Raw genomic sequence first — 18,953 nt, 5'->3', positions numbered from 1 at the left:
ATCCTGGTATCGGCCCGGCAGCACCGGGGGCCGCGGCACGCTTGTCTTGTAAGGAGATTTTTTCGTCCATGGCCATCCCGCTGACCATACGGCGTCTGCTCACCATTCAACCGGTGGATCTTCCTGTCTTTCATCCCATCGCCATCAAAATGCAGCATCTGCTGGAAACGGCGGACTATGCCATGCAGGATGTCGTGGATCTGGCCAACGAGGACCAGGCCCTGGCGGGGCAGATCCTCAACATGGCCAACTCCACCATTTACGTCGGCCGGGTGCGCAGCGAGACCATCAAGGACGCCGTGATCCGGCTCGGCTCCCAGCACGTCTGCAACCTCGCCATGGCCGCATCGCAAGCGAGCCTGCACGTTTCCGCGAACCCCATCATCCACGAATTCATGCAGTACCTCTGGATGCACAGCCATGCCTGTGCCGTCGGGGGGCGCTGGCTCGCCCGCTACATCGGGCACGCCCAGTACGCCGACCAGACCTACATGGCGTGCCTGCTGCACGACGTGGGGAAGCTGTATCTGCTCAAGGCGATGGAGCGTTTGAGCAAGGTCGGGGTCGGCCAGGCCTCGTTGGACAAGGAGAGCCTGCTGGAGATCTTCGGGGAGCTGCACGTGGAGATGGGGGTACGGGTGATGGGACACTGGAACATGCCCAGGATCTACCGCAACGTCGTGGAGTGCCACCACGACGAAAAGCTCGACCCGACCGACTCGGTGATGGCGATCACCCGGCTGGTGGACACCGTGAGCAAGGTGAAAGGGTTCGGGCTCGCCTGCGACGGTGAGATCGACCTTTTGGAAGAGGAAGAGGCCAAGATCCTCTCGGTCGGGCAGGCGGAGGTGGATGGCCTGTGCGAGGCGATGGAGCAGGCGATGCACCCCTGAGGATGATCGGCTGGCGGAGACGATCCTGAGGTTTTTCCGGGACCGCGGGTTGGGCCATAAGGTGGGGGCGAGGCTGAAGCAGAGGGGCGAGCAGGAGTATGCCGTGGAGCGGATGTGCCGCAGCACCGTGGAACATTTGGCCGCGCTTTGGGATCGGAACTCCCGCCCCGTGCGGTCCTGAACGGGGGGCGGGAGTTCCCTGCCGTGGCCGGCTATTCTCCTGCCGGAGCACGCTGCAGGATTTCGTTGTAGTGGTCCGGATTATGATAGCCCCCCTTGGTCCCGTCGTAGGTTTCCAGGGGCATCTCGTAGATCCTGCCGGAGGTCGGCGACTTCATCCGCTCATAACCCATGGTCCCCTCGCGCCGCGCCTGCGAAATGCGGTCCTCGGAGAGGTTCTTCTCCTTCCAGCTGTTGATCAGCCCGGAGTTGTCCAGCGGGTTGTTGCGGGGGTGGATGATGGTGTTGTTCCCGGCCACCTCGCGGCTGTTGATGATGGTAACGCTGCGGGCGAGGACCGGGAGCCAGAGCTTGTCGGTCTCCCAGCGGCCGGGAGTGGTGGAAAAGGCCTGCCAGAAGGTGTCGAACTGGCCGTACCCCTGCATGATGGCGACGGTGGCGCCGCCGTGGCGCGGCCCGTATGTGGGATCGACGCCGGTGAATTCCATTTCCCGGGTCACCTCGCCGGACTGGCTGGGCACCTCCTTCACCGAAATGATGCGGAAATCACGCAGTTTCATGCTCTTGCCGAGCCAGCTCAGAAACTGTTCCGGCGTCGACGATCCGGGGGTGCGCAGCAGCAGGTAAAAGCCGGCCTGCTGCTTCTTGTCCGGGGACGTGAGATCCACCCCGTTGGTGGACTCGCTGTGGTGCCACCCCTGCGGTGCCGCCCAGGAAAAATAACGCCCGGTGGCGCGGATGAGCGGCGGCCGGGCGATGGCGCCCCCTTTGGCGCTCCGCGCCGTTTTTTTGCCGGCGGCATCAGCCATTGACGCGAGGCCGACCGATAAAACCGCCGCCAGCAACAGCGAACCTGCCAAGGACAAGAGCTGCTTTGGGATCATGGTCCTCTCCTTCGCCGGCCGGGGCCGGCAGTGCGCGATCAAAGGAAAGTCCAATGTTACCGCAACCGAAGCTGCCGCGCCTCCCTTGCCGATTACGGGGCGGGCGCTTCGAGATCGGTATCGGCGAAAGGAAACGGGGAATGGCAAGGGCGCCGTTCCCCGTTTTTCAATGGTCGCCCTGCGCGCAGCGTCAACGGGCCACCCGACCGGTCACCGCGGCTGGTGGAAAAGGGCACCCGGTCACGGCGAAGTGATCACGGTGCCGTTGGAGCCGACGCCGACCAGTATTCCGTTGCCCCAGGTGACATCGTTCAAAAGCGAGGTGGCGGCAAAGGTCTGGGAACTCCAGGTCACTCCGTCGGGTGAGACGAGGATGACCCAGTTCAGCCAGTTTCCGCCCACCGCAACGAACTGGCTGCCGGTCCAGGTCACGCTGTGGGCCCAGCTCGGATCGGTCTGGGTCCAGGTGATCCCGTCGGACGAGATATAGATCCCATTTCCCACCGCCACGAACTGGGTCCCGGACCATACCACACCGGTAAGGTAGATGGGGATATCGGCGCGCCTGGTCCAGGTGATGCCGTCCGGTGAGGTGACGATCGCGCCGTTGCCCACGGCGACGAAGAGGTTGTTGGAACGGGCCACCGCCGTCAGGATCGCGTTGGGAGCGGCGGAATCCCGGGAAGTCCAGTCCGCTCCGTTTGCGGAGGTGAAAAGGGCTCCGTTGGGTCCGACGGCAACGCAGAGGGTGGGCGAACAGCCGATCCCCATGAGATTGACGGCGAATGCCAGGGTATGGCGCGACCAGGTCAAACCATCCGGAGAAGTGAGGACCGCCGAAGTCAGGTCGGTGCTGTTGATCCCATTAGTTGCCACGAATTGGGTGCCGGTCCAGGCCACGTCGTAGATTTCGGCGCTGCCGGAAACGGCGCTGACGTCGATCGGGGTCCAGGTCAGCCCGTCCAGGGAGGTGCAGACGCCGCCTCCGACCGCCACGAAGCGGCTCCCGGACCAAATCACCGTGTCCAGATAGGAGCAACTCCCCTCACTTCTTGCGCTCCAGTCCGCCACGGTGATGCTCGCGGCGCTGCTGGTAACTGCTCCCAGGCCGGCCGTGATCGCCGCGGTGCCGGTGCTCAAACTGGTTACGAGCCCCTGAGAGCCCGGGGCGTTGCTCACCGTTAACACCGAAGGGGGGGACGAGCTCCAAAAGACCGTCCCGGTCGCGAGTTCCTGGTGGTCCGAATAGGTCGCCGTGGCTGAAAGCTGCTGGGTGGCGCCCTTTATCATGGCAGGGTTCGCAACCGAGACATCGAGCTTCATCAGGATCGGATCCGTTACCGTCACCACGGTGGCGCCGGTGATGTCCCCCGACGTCGCCGTAACCGTTGCCGAGCCGATATTTACCCCGCCGGCCAGGCCGGTGCCGCTTAGCTGGACGTTGGCCGTGGAACTCGCCCAGGTCGCGGTGGCGGTGAGGTCCTGGGTGGTGTCGTCGGAGAAGGTGCCGGTTGCGGTGAGTTGCCGGGTGAGCCCCTTGGGAAGGGTCGGGTTGGCCGGGGTGATGGTGATGCCGGTGAGTATCTTCACCGAAGCGCCGGAAAGGTCGTTCCAGGGATAGCCCCCCTTGGCTTCGTAGCTTCCGTCGCCATTGGTGTCGACGGCCACGGTCACGTGGTTGTGAGAGATGGGAGTAATTGTGGCCCGGGTGCCGCCGGCGCCGCTCAGCTCGATGGGGCCCCCGCCGCCGGGTGAGGAGGCCGAGGGACTGTCGTAGCTGCAAGGGGATGCGGTGCTGATATCCACGTATCCGTAGGCTGCGGCGTAGAACCTCCCCGCGAAGCTCTCGGTGACCGAGGTGGGACTGTACAGGTTGTCGTAGACCCGGGTCTCGATGCAGTTTTGGTAGCGGATCGTCTTCCGGCTCAGGTTGTCCCGGCCGTCCATGTTGACGGTCAACATCTCCAGTCTGCTGAGCGGTTCCCCCTGGATTCGGATGCTGCCGCTGGTCGAAAAATCGCTGCTCGCGGTGCGGACCGAGAACCGATCGGTCGTTACCGTTGCATCGGTTACCATGCCGGCACTGAGGTCGTAGCTGGCGACCCGCATGCTGGCGGCCCCGTCATAGGTGTACCCGGTGCCGTCGTTGTAATTGCTGTACGTTATGACGATGTTGCCGGTCATGGTGTTGGTATTGATGTCGCCGGAGATAGTGAGGGTTCCGCTTACCGACCCGTAGCGGGTGGTATTAACTCCAACCCCAGTGACGTTGGTTGCGCCACTGGAGCCGGCCTGGATCGCGGAAAAGGAATGGGTGAGCGTCTTGATCAGGGCGGAAAACTGTCCCGAACTCCGGGAGGCAGCGCGGGCGGCAACTTTGGGTTGCTGGGAGGCAATCTCGGTCGAACTCCCCCCGTTCCAGAACTGGGAAAAGATCTCGTTGGCGTTGGCCGCGGTGAGCCGGGCCTGGGTAGTCGCTCCGCTGTAGGTCACGAAGGGGCGGCTCCCCCCGCCCGAGCCGCCACCGCCGTCGCAGGCGGTGAGACAGAGAACCGTAACCAGTATCCACGCCGAACCCGTCAATCTCCGTCTCATCTCGCACCTCCCTTTGAGGCTGAAAAGCGGAACCGGAACGGGAAGACCAGCAAACGGCAGCACCGTGGTCAGAAACGGCCGCGGAGCTCCGTCATGTTGTTGTGGTACGAGCTTGGGTCAACTATTCCCAATCTTCCAGGTTTACCGTCACCAGGATATTCCCCGCACCTAGTTGGTAAGACAGGGCCAGCACCTCTTCGGGATGGGGCGTCCGCAGGTGCTCATTGCAGGCGATGACGGTGGGCGGGGTAATGCGCAGTTCATGGCCGTCCATGATGATGTGATGCTTGAACGATCCCGCCACCATGTTGGCAATCTCTCCAACCGCGTCGGTCACATCGTTGTCGACCGACGAGACGTCCATGCCGAGCATCATCGAGGTGACTTCCATGGCTACGGCGGGGGGAAGATGTACCCCGACGGTTCCGATGCAGGCCCCACTCAGGCAGATCAAGCCGCTGACGCAGCAGTGAAATTGCCCGGCAGCCAGCCCCTCGACCGGGACCGGTGCGACCTCCACCCCCACCATCGTCGAAAATATCTCCTGTACGTCGGTGTCGAGGTGTGCCAGAAGCTGCTCTTCCGACGTATTGAGTTGGCTCAGGATGTGGGAATTTACAGCCATTGTCCCTCCGTTACATTGCAATCACAGTCACAGGAACATGTTACCACTGGCAGAAGAATAGGACAGGAGCAGGTAACACAATAAAGTGTATCGGCATAGTGATGCGTTGACTTGAAGGGGAGTCGGGTGGCATGCCTCAATGTGAGTAACGCAAAAAGGGGACAGAACCTGGAGTCGGGACTGATAAGTCCTCATGCCAGTTCTGCCCCCTGTGTGAGGTGCGTTGATCCTGTATTTCTATTTCGGGTATTGCGCCAGTTCCAGCAAGATGTCGTCGGGCCCATGGAAGTAAACCAGCTTCTTCCCGGTTTTCTCCCACACCTGGATGTCGCTGATGAAGCGGACGCCGCGCTTCTTGAGTTTGTCCACCTCGGCCTCGATATCGGTAACCGCGAAGGCGAGGTGGCGCAGACCGACGCGGTTCGCACGGCCGATCCCCTCCTCCGGGCCGCTTCCGGCATCAAACTGCAAAAGCTCCAGCGCGACCCCGGAGCCTGGGTGATGCAGCGCGGTGAACCGTCCGCTGGCCCCCTTGATCCCGGTCACCTTCGCGAGAAAGGCCGCATCCAACTCGGAACTGATCCCCTCGGTAAAGCCAAGCAGCTTGAAAAAGCTCGTGGCCTCGGCAAGATCGGTGACCACGGCGTTTAGATGGTCCATGCGCTCAATCATTTCGCACCTCGACGGTCAGTAATATCCTCAGGGGTTTCCGGCGGTGAGTCGGACAACGGCTCGGCCCGCGCGGAGCGTGCGGGCGGCGCCCTGAGGCGAAGGCCAACATGCCCCAGGAGGGATGCGAGGTCAAGCAGAAACGGGCGCTTCCCAAGGGGCGGTACCAAGAACAAACCGGAACCGGCTGGCATTTCCGGGGGGGACGCAGCGGTCAGTCAACCAAGGTACGCACCGCCGCGAAGACCACGTCGAGCAGATCGGGAGTCCGGCTCTGGCCGAAGCCCCAGCCGTCGAACAGCCCGTCCGAGGTGCCGGAACCCTGGCTGGGAAAGGTCGTCTCCCCTTCCTTTTTCCGCTTTTCCTCATCCCGGAGCGCTTCTTTCTTCCGTTCGTCCTGGCGTTGACGTTCCAGGACCATGCCCCCCGCCTTGGACCATTCCATCAGTCTCCTGAGGTCGCCGCCGTCCAGCCAGAGCCCGTGATCGCGGCAGGAGTTCACCACGACGCCGCTGCGCGCGCCGAAGTTCACCCGGTTCATCAAGGTGCCGCAGATCGGGCACTTGACGTAGGCCGCGCCGTGCGAGACCGGGCCGGATGCGTTGATGCGGTCGAGTTCGGCGGTGTTCACGGTAAAGGCGCTGGTTACCGACTGGTCCAGGACCGTTTCCAGTTCATTGGGGTCGAAGAAAAGGCCGAGGCATTCCCCGCAGCGCTCGATCAGGAAGGTGCCCTGCAGCTGCAGATCGATCGTCTGCAGCGGGACGGCGCACCGGGGGCAGATCCGGTCGGACTGGGCGGCGTGGGTCGTATAGTAATGGACCCCTTTGAGGTCGATGTCGTTTCGGCTGCCGCAATACTCGCAGGTGATGGAATTGGCGGGAAGCGGCGCGGAGCAGTTCGTGCAGTTGGCCATGGTAGATTCCTTCGCTACGGTCCCGAGGTTACTGCTTCGGCAGCGGGGGCGGAGCTGCTCCGAATTCCAGGGTGAACTCCGTGAAGCTCGCCGCGTTTTGCCACTCGGCCATCCCGTGCTTCCACATCAAGGTCTCCCGGGTGATCGCCCCCTTCCGGATGTAGCCGAGCACCGCCTCAAGATCGAAGGGGCCCGCCTTCTTGCCGTCTTTGCCGACAAAGTACCGGACCGCCCGTTCCGGAAGCTCGGGTGGATCGGCAGGAGCCGCAGCCGGCGCGGGCTCGGCCAGTTTCCCCAGCTGGCTGGCCATGGCGAATCCCATTCCCATGCCGATCCCGGCGGCGGCTGCGCCTCCGGGATTCTTGGCGGCGGCCTCCACGGCATTGGCGCTTTGGAACTTCAGGAAGTTGTCGAGGTTCCCGATGATCCCCATGCTGGTTTTCTTGTCCAGGGCCGCTTCGACTTCCTGGGGGAGGGCGATGTTTTCCACCAGGATCTTGGTGACCTCGATGCCGTACTCGAGAAACTCCGGGGCGATCTTGGCGGTGAGGAAGGCGGAGAGGTCGTTATAGTTGGCGGCCAGATCGAGCAGGGGGATCTTGCTTTCCCCGAGCATGTCGGAAAAACGGGTGACGATGAGATTTTTCAGCTGCTCCGAGACCTCTTCGACGCGGAAATGCGGGTTGGTGCCGGCGATTTCCCTGATGAATGTGGCGGGATCGGCGATGCGGACCACGTAGGTGCCGAAGGACCGGAGCCGGACCGGTCCGAACTCGGGATCGCGCACCATCACCGGGTTTTTGGTCCCCCACTTGAGGTTGGTGAAGTTCCGGGTGCTGACGAAGTAGACTTCCGCCTTGAACGGGCTCTGGAAGCCGTATTTCCAGCCCTGCAGGGTCGTCAGGACCGGGAGGTTCGCGGTGGAAAGGGTGTGCTGGCCCGGGGCGAAAACGTCGGCGATGGTGCCGCGGTTGACGAAGACCGCCGCCTGCGCCGGACGTACGATCAGCTGGGCGCCGTACTTGATCTCGTCGGCGTAGCGGGGGAACTTCCAGACCAGGGTGTCGCTGCTATCGTCGGTCCATTCGATGACGTCGACCAGCTCGGCAACTGCCTTTTCCCAAAGACTCATGTAGGACTCCTGTGCATAAGGACGTTGACCCGCTCCTTATCGTCACTTCTGGTCGCCGAGTTGAGGGAATTCGATGGCGTGGCGGCGCCCGGCTCCCGCAGAAATTGCCGCTTATGAATGAAAGAAGCCCCCGGACCGCCGGGGGCTTCTTTGGTAATGCGGGGTTGCTTCCGCTGATCTAGCCGTTGGGGTTTACCAGGTGGCGCAGCGAGCAGTAGTTCACGATCTTGGTGGCCACCGGTTTGCCGCCCACCACCCCTTCGGGGAAGATCCGGACTTCGGCGGCGCAGGAGCCGATCGGCGCGCTGGACATCGAAACCGGGTGGACCTTGTCGCTGTAGATGAGCACCGTATCCATGCTTTTCACCATCGAGGCATCGATCAGGACGGCCCGCTCGAAATCGGCATCCCCCATCGGCTCCTGAGCCCGTTCGGACATCGCGGCGATTTTGTCGCCCGCCACCACGTAACGGGTCACGTTCTTATCACTCAGCCACCCTTCGTCTTGAGTCTTTTCCACCAGGTAAACGTACCGGAAAGCGCGGTCCTTCATGATGAAGACGATCTCTTCCTTGCCCAAATCCTTGGTCTGGCTGCTCTGTGCCACCTCCACCACGGCTTCTTCCACCGGAGTCCTCGGCTCGCGGGGCTCCTGGTACACCTTCCACCCCCGGTCGCCACCGTCCGCTCTCCAGTGGTAATTCGGCCCGTAACCGATGAGCTGGAAGTTGCCGGCGCAGCCGCTCAACAGGGCCATGCTCAACGCGATCAACAAGGTTCGGGAAGTCAGTTTGGAAAGGGTGCTCTTTATTTCTATGGCTAAAGTTCTCATGGCGGAACTCCGGTGGTGATGAAATACGAACTGTTTGTGAAAGTAGTTATCAATAGCCGTGCCAGCCGAAGAAGTGGTGTCGCGAGCCGATAAGTGCCCTAAATTGCGAGATATATTCGCCAACCGAGGCGGCGGGTGAAACGGGGGCAATTGTTCAGAACCTAAACAGGAAAACGGCTCAAGGGATAAAAAGGACCATTTTTATGCTATTTAGGCGCATTCAGATGTTGAACAGGGCGGTTGGTACTGCACAGACACCGGTTTTCCGGTCCGGCCGTGGCGGTGCCCGACTCGGTGGGAGCGCCTTTCCCGGCGCGATTAAGGAGCGGGTTGCGACCGCAAGGTCGCTCCTTAGTGGCAGTGCGCTCAAGTTGGGGTGTGAGCGGGAAGGTGGCCGGTCCGCAGCGATCCGCGGCATTTTTCCGGGAAAAATCCGGCCATTTGTGTTACACAGGAGCGTTGGTCCAAATGCACATTGAGGAAGGAGTCTGCTGTCGTGCCTGAATTTACCATCCCACGCACCGCATCCGCGTATGACTATCCGCTGCTGATCAAAAACCTCTTTTTCTGCCCCGTGGTCGACAACCCGGAGCAGGAAATCGTCTACCGACAGCTTCGCTACAGCTACCGGGAACTGCGCCAGCGCGTCCATCGGCTGGCCAACGTGCTGACGGACCTCGGCGTGAAACCGGGGGACACCGTCGCCGTCATGGATTGGGACTCCCACCGTTACCTGGAATGCTTCTTCGCGGTCCCGATGATCGGGGCGGTGCTGCACACGGTGAACGTCCGGCTCTCCCCGGAGCAGATCCTCTATACCATCGACCATGCCGAGGACGATGTCCTGCTGGTCAACCGGGAGTTCCTCCCGATCCTGGAACAGATCCGCGGCCGTATCGATACGGTGCGCAACTACGTGTTGCTGAACGACGAGCCGTCGCTTCCGGCCACCACCATCCCCTTCGACGGCGAATACGAAAGCCTGATGGCCGCTGCCTCCTGCGAGTTCGACTTCCCCGATTTCGACGAAAACACCCGGGCCACCACTTTTTACAGCACCGGTACCACGGGGATGCCCAAGGGGGTCTACTTCAGCCACCGGCAGCTGGTGCTGCACACCATGAGCACCATGACCGGGCTGGCGGTCTCCTCGCGGCAGGGGCGCTTCCATACCGAAGACGTCTACATGCCGATCACCCCGATGTTCCACGTCCATGCCTGGGGAATCCCGTACATCGCCACGATGCTCGGGGTGAAACAGGTCTACCCGGGGCGCTACGTCCCGGAGGTGCTGCTGGAGCTGTTCGATCGGGAAAAGGTCACCTTCTCCCACTGCGTCCCGACCATCCTGCACATGCTCTTGAAGCACCCCCTGGCCCAGAAGATCGACTTCACCGGGTGGAAGCTGATCATCGGCGGCGCCGCCTTCCCGCGCTCCCTTTGCATCGAGGCGCTCCAGCGCGGCATCGACGCCTTCACCGGGTACGGCATGTCCGAGACCTGCCCCATCGTCACCCTTTCCCACCTCACGCCCGAGATGCTCGACCTCCCTCTCGACGAGCAGGCCGCGGTACGCTGCAAGACCGGGCGCACCACGCCGCTGGTGAACCTCAAGGTGGTCGACTCCGAACTCAACGAGCGGCCGCGCGACAACGCCAGCGCCGGCGAGATCGTGGTGCGCGCCCCGTGGCTGACCCAGGGATATCTGAAGGATCACAAGTTCTCGGAGCGGCTCTGGGAAGGGGGGTGGCTGCATACCGGGGACGTGGCGGTACGCGACGAGCTCGGCTACGTGCGGATCACCGACCGGAGCAAGGACGTCATCAAGGTCGCCGGCGAGTGGGTCTCCTCGCTGGAGCTCGAAGACATCATCGCCCACCATCCGGGCGTTGCCGAGGTCGCGGTGATCGGGACCCCCGACGACAAATGGGGAGAGCGCCCGCTGGCGCTGGTGGTACCCAAGGCGGGAAGCGGCCTGACCAAGAAGGACGTGAGCCACCACATCAAGGAATACGCGGACAAAGGGTTGGTGAACAAGCAGATCGTTCTTTTGAAGGTGCTCTTCGTCGAAGAGCTCGACAAGACGAGCGTCGGCAAAATCAGCAAGGTGACCCTGCGCGAGAAGTATGCCGGCGGCATCGCCGGGGATAAGGCCCGCTGACCCGCCGCCTACAAGCACACCGGCAAAAACGAAAAAAGACCGGCACCTTGGCAAAAGGGCCGGTCTTTTTTTATCGTCGCAGGCATCCATCCAGCTAGGACAGAAAATTCCAGCGTCCCCTCTCCTTCAAGGGTCGTGCGCAACAGCGCGGCTTGAAACGGACCGGGTGCGGATGGGGGGGCTTGCGCGAGCCGCCGGAGGTGTTGACAAGGGTTGTGGTCATTCGCGCCTGGAAAGGCGCTCCCACAGCAATACCTTCCTCCCCCGCGCCGGGCCTGCCCCGGCATCACGTCTCTTTCACTCCCGCACCAGGCGCAGCCCCGGCTTCTCCCTCGGAAAGAGCCCTGCCAACTCCGGCGGGGGGAGCTCCAGCGACTCGAACAGGCACTCGGCGAAGTCGGCCAGTGCCGCATTGGGAAGGGCCACATCGCTGATGATCAGGCTCCGCTTCCTCCGGTGGTTGAACCCCTCCACCCGGTATACCCCGAGCTCCCCGGCTTCCACGTGCTTTCGCACCAGGTCCCTCGACATCAGGGCGATCCCCTCCCCCTCGATCAGCGAATCGATGATGACGTGCAGGTCGTCGTAGATCACCGTCTGGGTGAATTCCCCCGCGTCCCTGCCGATCATCTCCAGGTTCAGCGCCAGGTATTTCCAGGAACAGCAATCCTCCTTGCGCCGGAAGAGCTTTTGGCGCACCAGCTCGTCAATCGGGACGTGTGGCTCGGAGAGGCCGAGCCGCGGCGATGCCACGAATACCATCTCGTCTTCGGGAAGCGGCAGCGTGAGATACCGGGAAAGATCGAGCATTTCCAGGTGCTCGATCACGATCAGGTCGAACAGCCCCTCCTGCAACCCCTGCAGCGCCTTGAACGGCGAGTGGAACGAGATCTTGAAGCCGCTCAAGTCGCGGTATTTCTGCATGTACCGCTTGAAAACCTCCGGAAGGAGCGCGATCCCGAAGGGATGGGTGCACGCGAAGTTCAGGCGCGGCTTGTCCGCGGCGGCTTCCAATTGGCTGACCAGAGTCTCCTCGATGGCCAGGATCTCCCGCGCCTTGGCGAGCACCAACTTTCCCGCCCGGGTCGGTTTCACGACCGTTCCCGACCGATCCAGCAGGGGATGCCCGCATCCCTCCTCAAGATTCTTGATCCGGCGCGACACCGCGGACTGAGTGACGAACAGGTTGTCCGCCGCCTTGGAAAAGCTCCCCGTCTGCACCACTTCGACCAGCGTCTTCAGATTCAGTGATTCCATTTTCCGCCCTCGGTCCCCGGTATGCGCATCGCGCATCAGGTCATGAAAAAAATTCGATTTACATTCAGAAACTCATATATCTATATATGAACCACGGGTGCGGTGTCAAGGAGAACCACGCCGAGGTTTTTTCGTCATGCACCGCAGGCATCGCTGGCAGGGAAGGGCCGAAATCGGCGGGAAAAGGAGGTGGCGCGGGAAAGAGGATCAACAGGAACCATGCGGAAAATGGCAACCAACATCAACGAGGTACCACCACGAAAGGGGATTAGACATGCAACTGGCGAACATTAAGTTTGGGCTCTTACTGGCTGGCGGCGCACTGGCGACGATTTTCCTCTGCTTTGTCATCTACTACACGCTGTATGAGATTTCGTCGAACCGCTCCCTCAAAGGGGTCCACAAGTTCAAATGGTCTGCTCTTGCCATCCTTCTTCCGGGCATCGGCTCGTTTTCCTACTTCCTGCTCGCCCAAAAGCCCGAGTATGCCCATCCGGTCAAAAAGTAGCTGCTGGGAAAGCTGCCCTTGACGTTCCATTTCCTTCAAGGTCCCCTCTCCCTCGAGGCCGCGCGTGACCCGCGCGGCTGGCGACGGACAGGGTGAGGATGGGGTTAGACAATTTCACAAGCGAAGGCACTGCCTTCGCGGGAGATGAAGTGTGCGTTGTTTTCATTTGCTAGGATTTTTTCTCATCATTACGGTTTTATCCGTAGCTGCATCCCCCTCCCGCGCCGAACAGGGGCTGGCGATCGACCCGACCACCTGTCTTGGGTGCCACAGCAACAAAATCCATGCCTCCGCTTTCTCGGCCTCGGTGCACGGTCGGATCGCCTGCACCGGCTGCCACGTCGAGGTGGTCGAATTGGCCCGGCACATGACCGGGCAGACCAAGGTGGCCAAGGTCTCCTGCGTGCGCTGCCACAAAAAGGAGGCCGCCGAGCACTATGCCAGCGTGCACATGCTGCATGACATCAAATGCGCCAACTGCCACGAAGACATCCATGCCATAACCTACTGGAAAAAGGACAAGCGGCGGGTGGTGGCAAAATGCATCCAGTGTCACGACAAGGAATCGGTGTACCGAAACTCCATCCACGGCAGGGCGGTTGCCGCCGGCAACCAGGACTCCGCCGCCTGCAACGACTGCCATCAGCTCCATGCGATCAGGCCGGTGGGGAACCAGGCCACCCACGAAAACCGCGAGTTCCACACCAAGGTCTGCATGAAGTGCCACAGCGACGAGAAGATGATGCAGCGCAACGGGGTCTTCAACGTCGCGGTCAAGACCTACATGGAGAGCTACCACGGCAAGAACTTCCGCCTGGGGTACCCGGAGAAGGTGGCCGGCTGCGCGGACTGCCATACCGCCCACGCGGTGCTTCCCGCGAGCGATCCGGCCTCCAGCGTCAACCCGAAAAACCTGGTGGCAACCTGCGGCCAGTGCCACAAAAAGGCGACCGAGCCGTTCACCAAGTACTACCCGCATGGCGAGCATACCGACCGGAAAAACTACCCGATCCTCTACTGGACCTTCGTGGCCATGACCGGTCTTCTCATATCCACCTTTGCGGTCTTCTGGGTGCACACCTTCCTCTGGATGTTCCGGGGCTTCGTCGACAACCGGAAGCAGCAGGAGGCGATCGCGGCCGGGGCTGAGGTGCACCGGATCCCGGACGGCAACCGGCAGTACCGCCGCTTCAACAGACGCCACGTCCTCATGCACTTGCTGGTGATCACGAGCTTCCTCGGCCTGGCCCTGACCGGCCTGCCGCTCAAGTTCAGCGACCAGGAGTGGGCGAAGCTCCTCATGTACATCTACGGCGGGGCCACCAACGCGGGGATCATCCACCGCATCTGCGCCGGGATCACCTTCGTTTACTTCTCCGGCGCTATCGGCATGAGCATCCACTTCCTCTTCATCAGGAAGGACATCCCGGGGAACTTCCTGCAGCGGCTGTTCGGTCCGGATTCGCTCTGCCCCAACCTGCGTGACATATCCGACGTGGCGGGGATGGTGCGCTGGTTCATCTTCCGCGGGCCGAAGCCGACCTTCGAGCGCTGGACCTACTGGGAGAAGTTCGACTTCATCGCCGTCTTCTGGGGTATGTTCGCCATCGGCGGCTCGGGGCTCATGCTCTGGTTCCCGCAGTTCTTCGGGAGCTTCCTCCCCGGGTGGGCCTTCAACGTGGCGACCATCATCCACTCCGACGAGGCGCTTTTGGCGACCGGTTTCATATTCACCGTCCACTTCTTCAACACCCACGGACGGCCGGAAAAGTTCCCCATGGACTTCGTCATCTTCAACGGTCAGCTCTCCAAGCACGAATTCATCGAGGAGCGCGGGGACCAGTGGCGGCGCTATGAGCAGCTGGGGATTACCGAGCAGTTCCGGGCGAAGAAAACCAGCGGCGTGGTGTACGACTTTTTCTTCAAGGGGTTCGGCTTCCTGGCGCTTTTCACCGGGATCACCCTGCTCCTGCTGATGATCTACGCCTTCATCGCGCAGTCATGAGGTTGAAATAAGGACGCCCCTCCCGGATGAGGAGGGGCGGGTTTCCCTGGTGGGAGTAACATTTCCGGCGCGAACCAAAGCCTGATGATTAGGGGGAGGGAACCTGCTCTGGTAGGAGCGACAGTCCTGTCGCGATCAGCAGCCGGAATCGCGACCCGAATTTCGCTCCACCAGGAAAGGCCACATGCCAGGTTGAGATAAAAAAGAGGCTGCCTGCGGTTTTCCGCCGGCAGCCTCTCTTATTTGGGAATGTGCCCCGGAGGCGTTTCAGCACGACTCCGCTTCGACCTGCTCCAGAAGCTCCAGGGCTTCCTGGTCATCCTGGGCCTCGAACAGCTCCCGGATGTTATTGATGTAGGAATGCACCAGGAAAAGCTCATCCAGGCGCCTCCCGCCGTTTCGATCCGGATCGGCACCGGCGGCAAGCTTATCCTTGAACCGCTCCCAGAAGAGGTTGGTGTGCTCCGGATCGTCGATGTAGCGCCGCAGCATCCCGACCAGTTTCTGTGCATTGCCGTCGCCGTCGATTCCTTTGAAGGTTACGTAGCGGTCGGTGACCTTTTCTCTCATCCCACTTCCTCCGTTTCCGGCATGTCTTTTTTCTTGGCACTGCTGCCCGCCTTGTCAGCAGCAGCGCGCTCTCCGCTCAGAAGGTCTGACCGATAAACCGCCTGATGATTGGTTGTTTCCAAAATAATGATTTTTTATGCTAAGGTGCTGCAACATTTTTGCCGAAATCTTTCCATGGGAGAGCTCTCCTGGAACTCGCGATGTCGGCTGTCTGCGCATCCGGGTCTTCTTTTGAGGTGATAACGTGTTTCCACTCCGCCCCAACCTGCAAAGCATCGTTACCCGTATCACCCTCTTCTGGATCGGACTCCTCCTGGTCAGTACCGTCGCCCTGGTACTGCTGCTCAACCATTTCCTGCGCAAAGACCTGATCAGGACCCACTCCGACGAGCTGCTGGCACTTGCCAATTACGCTGCCCAGGACATCGACCGGCACGTCGTGGAACGGCGGGAAATGCTGCAGGAACTGGCGCGGCAGGTGCCTCCGGGTTTGTTGAATAACCCGGAGCGCCTGTACACCTGGCTGGTGGACCGCCACGACCTCCATCCCGTTTTCACCTGTGGATTGGTGGTCATCGATCTCTCCGGCCGCGTGGTCGCCAGCTGCCCCACCAGCTCCAAGGCCGGGGATTCCTACCTGAACCGCGACGTCTTCCACCTGGCCCTGAAAGAAGAATTCGCCATCGGCAGGCCCTATCTCGATGCGGTCCTCAAAAGGCCGGTCCTTTCGATGGGGACGGCCATCCTGGACTGGCAAGGTAAACCGGTCGGCGTTGTGGTCGGGACCAGTCTGCTTGATTCCACGAGCTTTCTCAACGCCCTCTCCTCGACCCGAATCGGCAGGAAGGGGGGCCTGGTGCTGGTGTCGCCCAGAGACCAGCTATTCCTCGGCGATTCCCGCGGGTTCCCGGCGCTTACCCCGACCCCCAAAAAAGGAATGCACCGGCAGCACGACTCGGCCATGGAAGGGTTCCGCGGCGTCGGGGTGGACCGGAACAGCTTTGGCGAGGAGGAACTGGCGGCGGTGGTTTCCATTCCGAGCAGTGGCTGGTTTCTGGTGGCGCGCCTGCCGACCTCGGAGGTGTTCAGTCCCATGAACAGCCTGCGCCAGATTTTCATGAGCGCCTTCGTCGTGTTGGTGCTGGTGATCATCCTGGTCATGATCGTCGGGCTGCGCTATCTCATGGGGCCGCTCAAGTACGCGGCGGAGCACGCGGACAAGATGAGCCAGGAGGAGATCCCCCTCAAACCGCTCCCGGTGGTACGCCAAGACGAGGTCGGCGAGCTGACCGAGGCCTTCAACCGGATTCTGGATAAGCTCCTGGCGAGCCAGGCGCAGCTGGAGCATCTCGCCCACCACGACTCGCTGACCGGGCTCCCCAACCGGAAGCTCTTGAACGACCGGATGCAACAGGCATTGGGACGCGCCCGGCGCAGCGGCACTCGGGTCGCGCTGTTGATGCTGGACCTGGACGGATTCAAGAACGTCAACGACGAGATGGGGCATTCGGCGGGAGACGAGGCGCTGCGCCAGGTTGCTGCGCGGCTTGGCGGACATACCCGTTGCGAGGACACGGTGGCGCGGATCGGCGGGGACGAGTTCGTCATCTTGCTGACCGACCAGCAGGAACAGGTAAGCAGAATGGCGGAGCGGGTGGCCTACAAGTGCCTGGAAAGCCTGGCGGAGCCGTTCGAGATCTTTGGTATCGAGCGGCAGCTGGGGACTTCCATCGGCATCGCGATCGGAGACGGCAGCCTCCGTACCGACGAGCTGCTGGCCGCGGCGGACCATGCCATGTACCGCGCCAAGGAAAGCGGGGGCGGGGGGATCGCCTGGGCCGAGCTTGAAGAGGGGGATGATTTGGGTGTGGTGGCGGGCGCCGTCACCTGAGACTTATGCCCAGAAATCCCTGGGGAGCTGGGCGCCGCAGAGCAGCAGCTCGCGGCATTCCGGCCGGTCCAGGAACCCCACCACCCCCAGACCGAGGTCGATGCTGCGGTCGTCGAGACGGTGGTGGCGCAGGGCACGGGCCAGGGCGGTGAAGGCCTCGTTGTAGAGCGCCTTGCGCAGCAGATCGGCAACCACCAGTGGCGCCTCGTCGGTGATGATGGGGCGGAAGGCCTCGTGGCAGCTTGCCGCGTCGAGCGAGGCAACGCCCCGGCAAGACAACGGACGCACCGGGTGAATCGCGCAGCGCCCCGTCTCGTCGAGCATGGGGCATTGCATCCGTTTGGCGATCCGCTCCTCGTCGTCCATCCAGCGCGACCAGCTGAGATGAAAGTTGAGCCGCTCGCGCAGCGCACCGAACACCGTGGGCGAGAACTGTGCCTGTATCCACGACGCGATGATCATCGCCTCCGGCAAAAGGACGGCGACGTTGAGGACGCAGCAGTGGGGACATCCGGCGGCACAGGCCAGCGGACGTTCCCGGCAGAAATCTTCGGCGGCCTCGGCCGATCTCTGTACCGCCCTGGTCAGTGCCGGCTCCCGGGACTGCGAGAGCACGGCAACCAGCTGGTCGGTCAGATCCGAGGCGAACCGGTCGAGATTCAAGGGAGCCTGTGTCATCGTCGTCACCTGCCTTTACCGATGGATCGGTTCTTGGGATGGCGGATGGCGCGACTTTAAAATATTTTGAGGAAACGGACAAGGCAAAAGAAACGGTTCCCGCGTGGATAGCGGGGCCGCTTCTCGTTCCCGGGGTGGCCCTGGGGCGGTGGCTCTACCGAAAAGAAAAGGGGACCCGGCAGCAGCGCCAGGTCCCCTTTTCCTGTTTCGGTCTTTTCGCGCTACTTGAAGAAATAGCGGATCCCGACGGTGCCGGCAAAGCTGCTCGGGTCGAAATTGCCGGTGTGGCCGCCGAACCGGTCGCTGACGCTGGCGTTGGGCGCGAGCAGCACCTTGGCCTCGGCGGTCAGGGCAACCTGGCGCTGGATGAAGTAGTCGACCCCGCCGGAGACGTGGGCGCCCACGGTGGTGTCGACGTCGCGGAGGGCGCCGCCGTACGGGGAGTAGTCGTTGATCAGGATGTCGAGCCCGGCGCCGAGGTAGGGGACCAGCCGGGCGCGGGGCTGAAACCGGTACTGCCCCCCCAGCGCGAGATCGGTGATGCCGAAATCGCCGGTATCGGAGCCGAAGCTGGTCCGGGTGACTTCGAATTCGGCGGCGAGGTGGTCGTCGAGGCCGTAGATGAAACCGCCTCCTCCGACGAAGCCGCTGTCGGTGTTGTTGTGGAACCCCTCCGCCCGGTTATCGGCGGGAACCAGGAAACCTATCCGGCCGGTGAGGCCGAGTCGCCCGCTGATGCTGTCCGCGTAGGCGCTGGTGCCGGCGAGGGAGGCGGCGAAAATGGCGAGAAAGAACAGTATGCGAAGTTTCATGGTTGAGCATCTCCTTTGTGGGTGGCGCGGATTTGATGGTGCCACAGTCTTACCTGCAACAACGTCTGTGACTGCGTGCCGTTGACAAAGCCGGCAGGTTCCATTGTATCTCACAGCAAAATGCTTGCTGCTGCGATTTTGCGGAGGTACTGACATAGGGGAGACACGGTCTCTGACAGAACCGTCCCCGTGTCATGCCTGGGAACAGGAACATCCAGGGAACTCTTTCCTTTCCAGGCGCGATCCGCCGTAGGCGGTAACCGCCATTGTGGACGCTGGGATCTAGAGGGATTACCCCTAAGGATGAGGCTTACGAGAGTTGGAACCAAGAACCTCTAACCAGAT

General features: G+C 61.9%; 16 protein-coding genes. 5 read left to right on the top strand and 11 right to left on the bottom strand.

Going from position 1 to position 18,953, the window contains the following annotated elements; translation table 11 throughout:
* Positions 1–68: 68 nt before the first annotated feature.
* Complete coding sequence (locus tag JFN93_RS12525) at positions 69–893, top strand: HDOD domain-containing protein (RefSeq protein ID WP_199384425.1); 825 nt, start codon at positions 69–71, stop codon at positions 891–893.
* A 212-nt stretch (positions 894–1,105) separates the two neighbouring features.
* On the opposite strand, the gene JFN93_RS12520 is transcribed toward JFN93_RS12525, so the two are convergent.
* The 7 genes from JFN93_RS12520 to JFN93_RS12490 all read right to left on the bottom strand — a co-directional run bounded on the left by JFN93_RS12520 (position 1,106) and on the right by JFN93_RS12490 (position 8,726).
* The gene (locus tag JFN93_RS12520; RefSeq protein ID WP_199384424.1) at positions 1,106–1,957 is read right to left on the bottom strand and encodes a hypothetical protein; all 852 of its coding nucleotides are present in this window, start codon (positions 1,955–1,957) and stop codon (positions 1,106–1,108) included.
* Positions 1,958–2,197: 240 nt separating this feature from the next.
* Positions 2,198–4,552 carry an Ig-like domain-containing protein gene (locus JFN93_RS12515; protein WP_199384423.1) on the bottom strand — a complete coding sequence of 785 codons (2,355 nt, stop codon included), beginning with the start codon at positions 4,550–4,552 and terminating at the stop codon, positions 2,198–2,200.
* A 121-nt stretch (positions 4,553–4,673) separates the two neighbouring features.
* Positions 4,674–5,177, bottom strand: a complete 504-nt coding sequence (locus JFN93_RS12510; RefSeq protein WP_199384422.1) for a chemotaxis protein CheX — start codon at positions 5,175–5,177, stop codon at positions 4,674–4,676.
* Positions 5,178–5,414: 237 nt separating this feature from the next.
* The gene (locus JFN93_RS12505; RefSeq protein ID WP_199384421.1) at positions 5,415–5,849 is read right to left on the bottom strand and encodes a VOC family protein; all 435 of its coding nucleotides are present in this window, start codon (positions 5,847–5,849) and stop codon (positions 5,415–5,417) included.
* A 211-nt stretch (positions 5,850–6,060) separates the two neighbouring features.
* Entirely contained in the window at positions 6,061–6,762 is a 702-nt protein-coding gene (locus JFN93_RS12500; RefSeq protein ID WP_199384420.1) for a zf-TFIIB domain-containing protein, read from the bottom strand.
* 28 nt (positions 6,763–6,790) lie between these two features.
* Positions 6,791–7,894 carry an SPFH domain-containing protein gene (locus tag JFN93_RS12495; RefSeq protein WP_199384419.1) on the bottom strand — a complete coding sequence of 368 codons (1,104 nt, stop codon included), beginning with the start codon at positions 7,892–7,894 and terminating at the stop codon, positions 6,791–6,793.
* 178 nt (positions 7,895–8,072) lie between these two features.
* Positions 8,073–8,726, bottom strand: a complete 654-nt coding sequence (locus tag JFN93_RS12490; RefSeq protein ID WP_199384418.1) for a hypothetical protein — start codon at positions 8,724–8,726, stop codon at positions 8,073–8,075.
* A 496-nt stretch (positions 8,727–9,222) separates the two neighbouring features.
* On the opposite strand from JFN93_RS12490, the gene JFN93_RS12485 reads away from it, so the two are divergent.
* A complete protein-coding gene (locus tag JFN93_RS12485) occupies positions 9,223–10,887 on the top strand; it encodes a fatty acid--CoA ligase (protein ID WP_199384417.1) in 1,665 nt (554 codons plus the stop codon).
* Between the two features lie 297 nt (positions 10,888–11,184).
* Here the strand turns inward: JFN93_RS12485 and JFN93_RS12480 are convergent, their stop codons facing one another.
* Positions 11,185–12,144 carry a LysR family transcriptional regulator gene (locus tag JFN93_RS12480; protein ID WP_199384416.1) on the bottom strand — a complete coding sequence of 320 codons (960 nt, stop codon included), beginning with the start codon at positions 12,142–12,144 and terminating at the stop codon, positions 11,185–11,187.
* Positions 12,145–12,418: 274 nt separating this feature from the next.
* On the opposite strand from JFN93_RS12480, the gene JFN93_RS12475 reads away from it, so the two are divergent.
* Entirely contained in the window at positions 12,419–12,652 is a 234-nt protein-coding gene (locus tag JFN93_RS12475) for a hypothetical protein (protein ID WP_199384415.1), read from the top strand.
* 184 nt (positions 12,653–12,836) lie between these two features.
* Positions 12,837–14,657, top strand: a complete 1,821-nt coding sequence (locus tag JFN93_RS12470; protein ID WP_456237432.1) for a cytochrome c3 family protein — start codon at positions 12,837–12,839, stop codon at positions 14,655–14,657.
* Between the two features lie 267 nt (positions 14,658–14,924).
* Here JFN93_RS12470 and cowN read toward each other — a convergent pair whose 3' ends face one another.
* On the bottom strand, positions 14,925–15,227 hold the full coding sequence (gene cowN / locus JFN93_RS12465; protein WP_199384414.1) for a N(2)-fixation sustaining protein CowN: 303 nt from the start codon (positions 15,225–15,227) through the stop codon (positions 14,925–14,927).
* A gap of 244 nt (positions 15,228–15,471) precedes the next feature.
* Here cowN and JFN93_RS25935 point away from each other — a divergent pair, with 244 nt between their 5' ends.
* Positions 15,472–17,118: a diguanylate cyclase domain-containing protein gene (locus JFN93_RS25935; RefSeq protein WP_199384413.1), complete on the top strand. Its 1,647-nt coding sequence runs from the start codon at positions 15,472–15,474 to the stop codon at positions 17,116–17,118.
* A gap of 3 nt (positions 17,119–17,121) precedes the next feature.
* Here the strand turns inward: JFN93_RS25935 and JFN93_RS12455 are convergent, their stop codons facing one another.
* Both JFN93_RS12455 and JFN93_RS12450 read right to left on the bottom strand, forming a co-directional pair.
* Complete coding sequence (locus JFN93_RS12455) at positions 17,122–17,796, bottom strand: YkgJ family cysteine cluster protein (RefSeq protein WP_199384412.1); 675 nt, start codon at positions 17,794–17,796, stop codon at positions 17,122–17,124.
* Positions 17,797–18,017: 221 nt separating this feature from the next.
* On the bottom strand, positions 18,018–18,608 hold the full coding sequence (locus JFN93_RS12450; RefSeq protein WP_199384411.1) for an outer membrane beta-barrel protein: 591 nt from the start codon (positions 18,606–18,608) through the stop codon (positions 18,018–18,020).
* Positions 18,609–18,953: the final 345 nt, after the last annotated feature.

This window comes from Geomesophilobacter sediminis, from assembly GCF_016458275.1.
GTDB classification, from domain to species: domain Bacteria; phylum Desulfobacterota; class Desulfuromonadia; order Geobacterales; family Geobacteraceae; genus Geomesophilobacter; species Geomesophilobacter sediminis.
Note: the sequence above shows the minus strand (reverse complement) of the source record. Positions and strands in the feature narration are given on the sequence as shown.

Bases quoted from the DNA above. Each gene is read 5' to 3' on its own strand.
- JFN93_RS12505 (WP_199384421.1), bottom strand. From the start codon at position 5,849: ATGATTGAGCGCATGGACCATCTAAACGCCGTGGTCACCGATCTTGCC.
- JFN93_RS12515 (WP_199384423.1), bottom strand. From the start codon at position 4,552: ATGAGACGGAGATTGACGGGTTCGGCGTGGATACTGGTTACGGTTCTC.
- JFN93_RS12500 (WP_199384420.1), bottom strand. From the start codon at position 6,762: ATGGCCAACTGCACGAACTGCTCCGCGCCGCTTCCCGCCAATTCCATC.
- JFN93_RS12475 (WP_199384415.1), top strand. From the start codon at position 12,419: ATGCAACTGGCGAACATTAAGTTTGGGCTCTTACTGGCTGGCGGCGCA.
- cowN (WP_199384414.1), bottom strand. From the start codon at position 15,227: ATGAGAGAAAAGGTCACCGACCGCTACGTAACCTTCAAAGGAATCGAC.
- JFN93_RS12450 (WP_199384411.1), bottom strand. From the start codon at position 18,608: ATGAAACTTCGCATACTGTTCTTTCTCGCCATTTTCGCCGCCTCCCTC.
- JFN93_RS12495 (WP_199384419.1), bottom strand. From the start codon at position 7,894: ATGAGTCTTTGGGAAAAGGCAGTTGCCGAGCTGGTCGACGTCATCGAA.
- JFN93_RS12525 (WP_199384425.1), top strand. From the start codon at position 69: ATGGCCATCCCGCTGACCATACGGCGTCTGCTCACCATTCAACCGGTG.
- JFN93_RS12520 (WP_199384424.1), bottom strand. From the start codon at position 1,957: ATGATCCCAAAGCAGCTCTTGTCCTTGGCAGGTTCGCTGTTGCTGGCG.
- JFN93_RS12480 (WP_199384416.1), bottom strand. From the start codon at position 12,144: ATGGAATCACTGAATCTGAAGACGCTGGTCGAAGTGGTGCAGACGGGG.
- JFN93_RS12490 (WP_199384418.1), bottom strand. From the start codon at position 8,726: ATGAGAACTTTAGCCATAGAAATAAAGAGCACCCTTTCCAAACTGACT.
- JFN93_RS12455 (WP_199384412.1), bottom strand. From the start codon at position 17,796: ATGACACAGGCTCCCTTGAATCTCGACCGGTTCGCCTCGGATCTGACC.
- JFN93_RS12510 (WP_199384422.1), bottom strand. From the start codon at position 5,177: ATGGCTGTAAATTCCCACATCCTGAGCCAACTCAATACGTCGGAAGAG.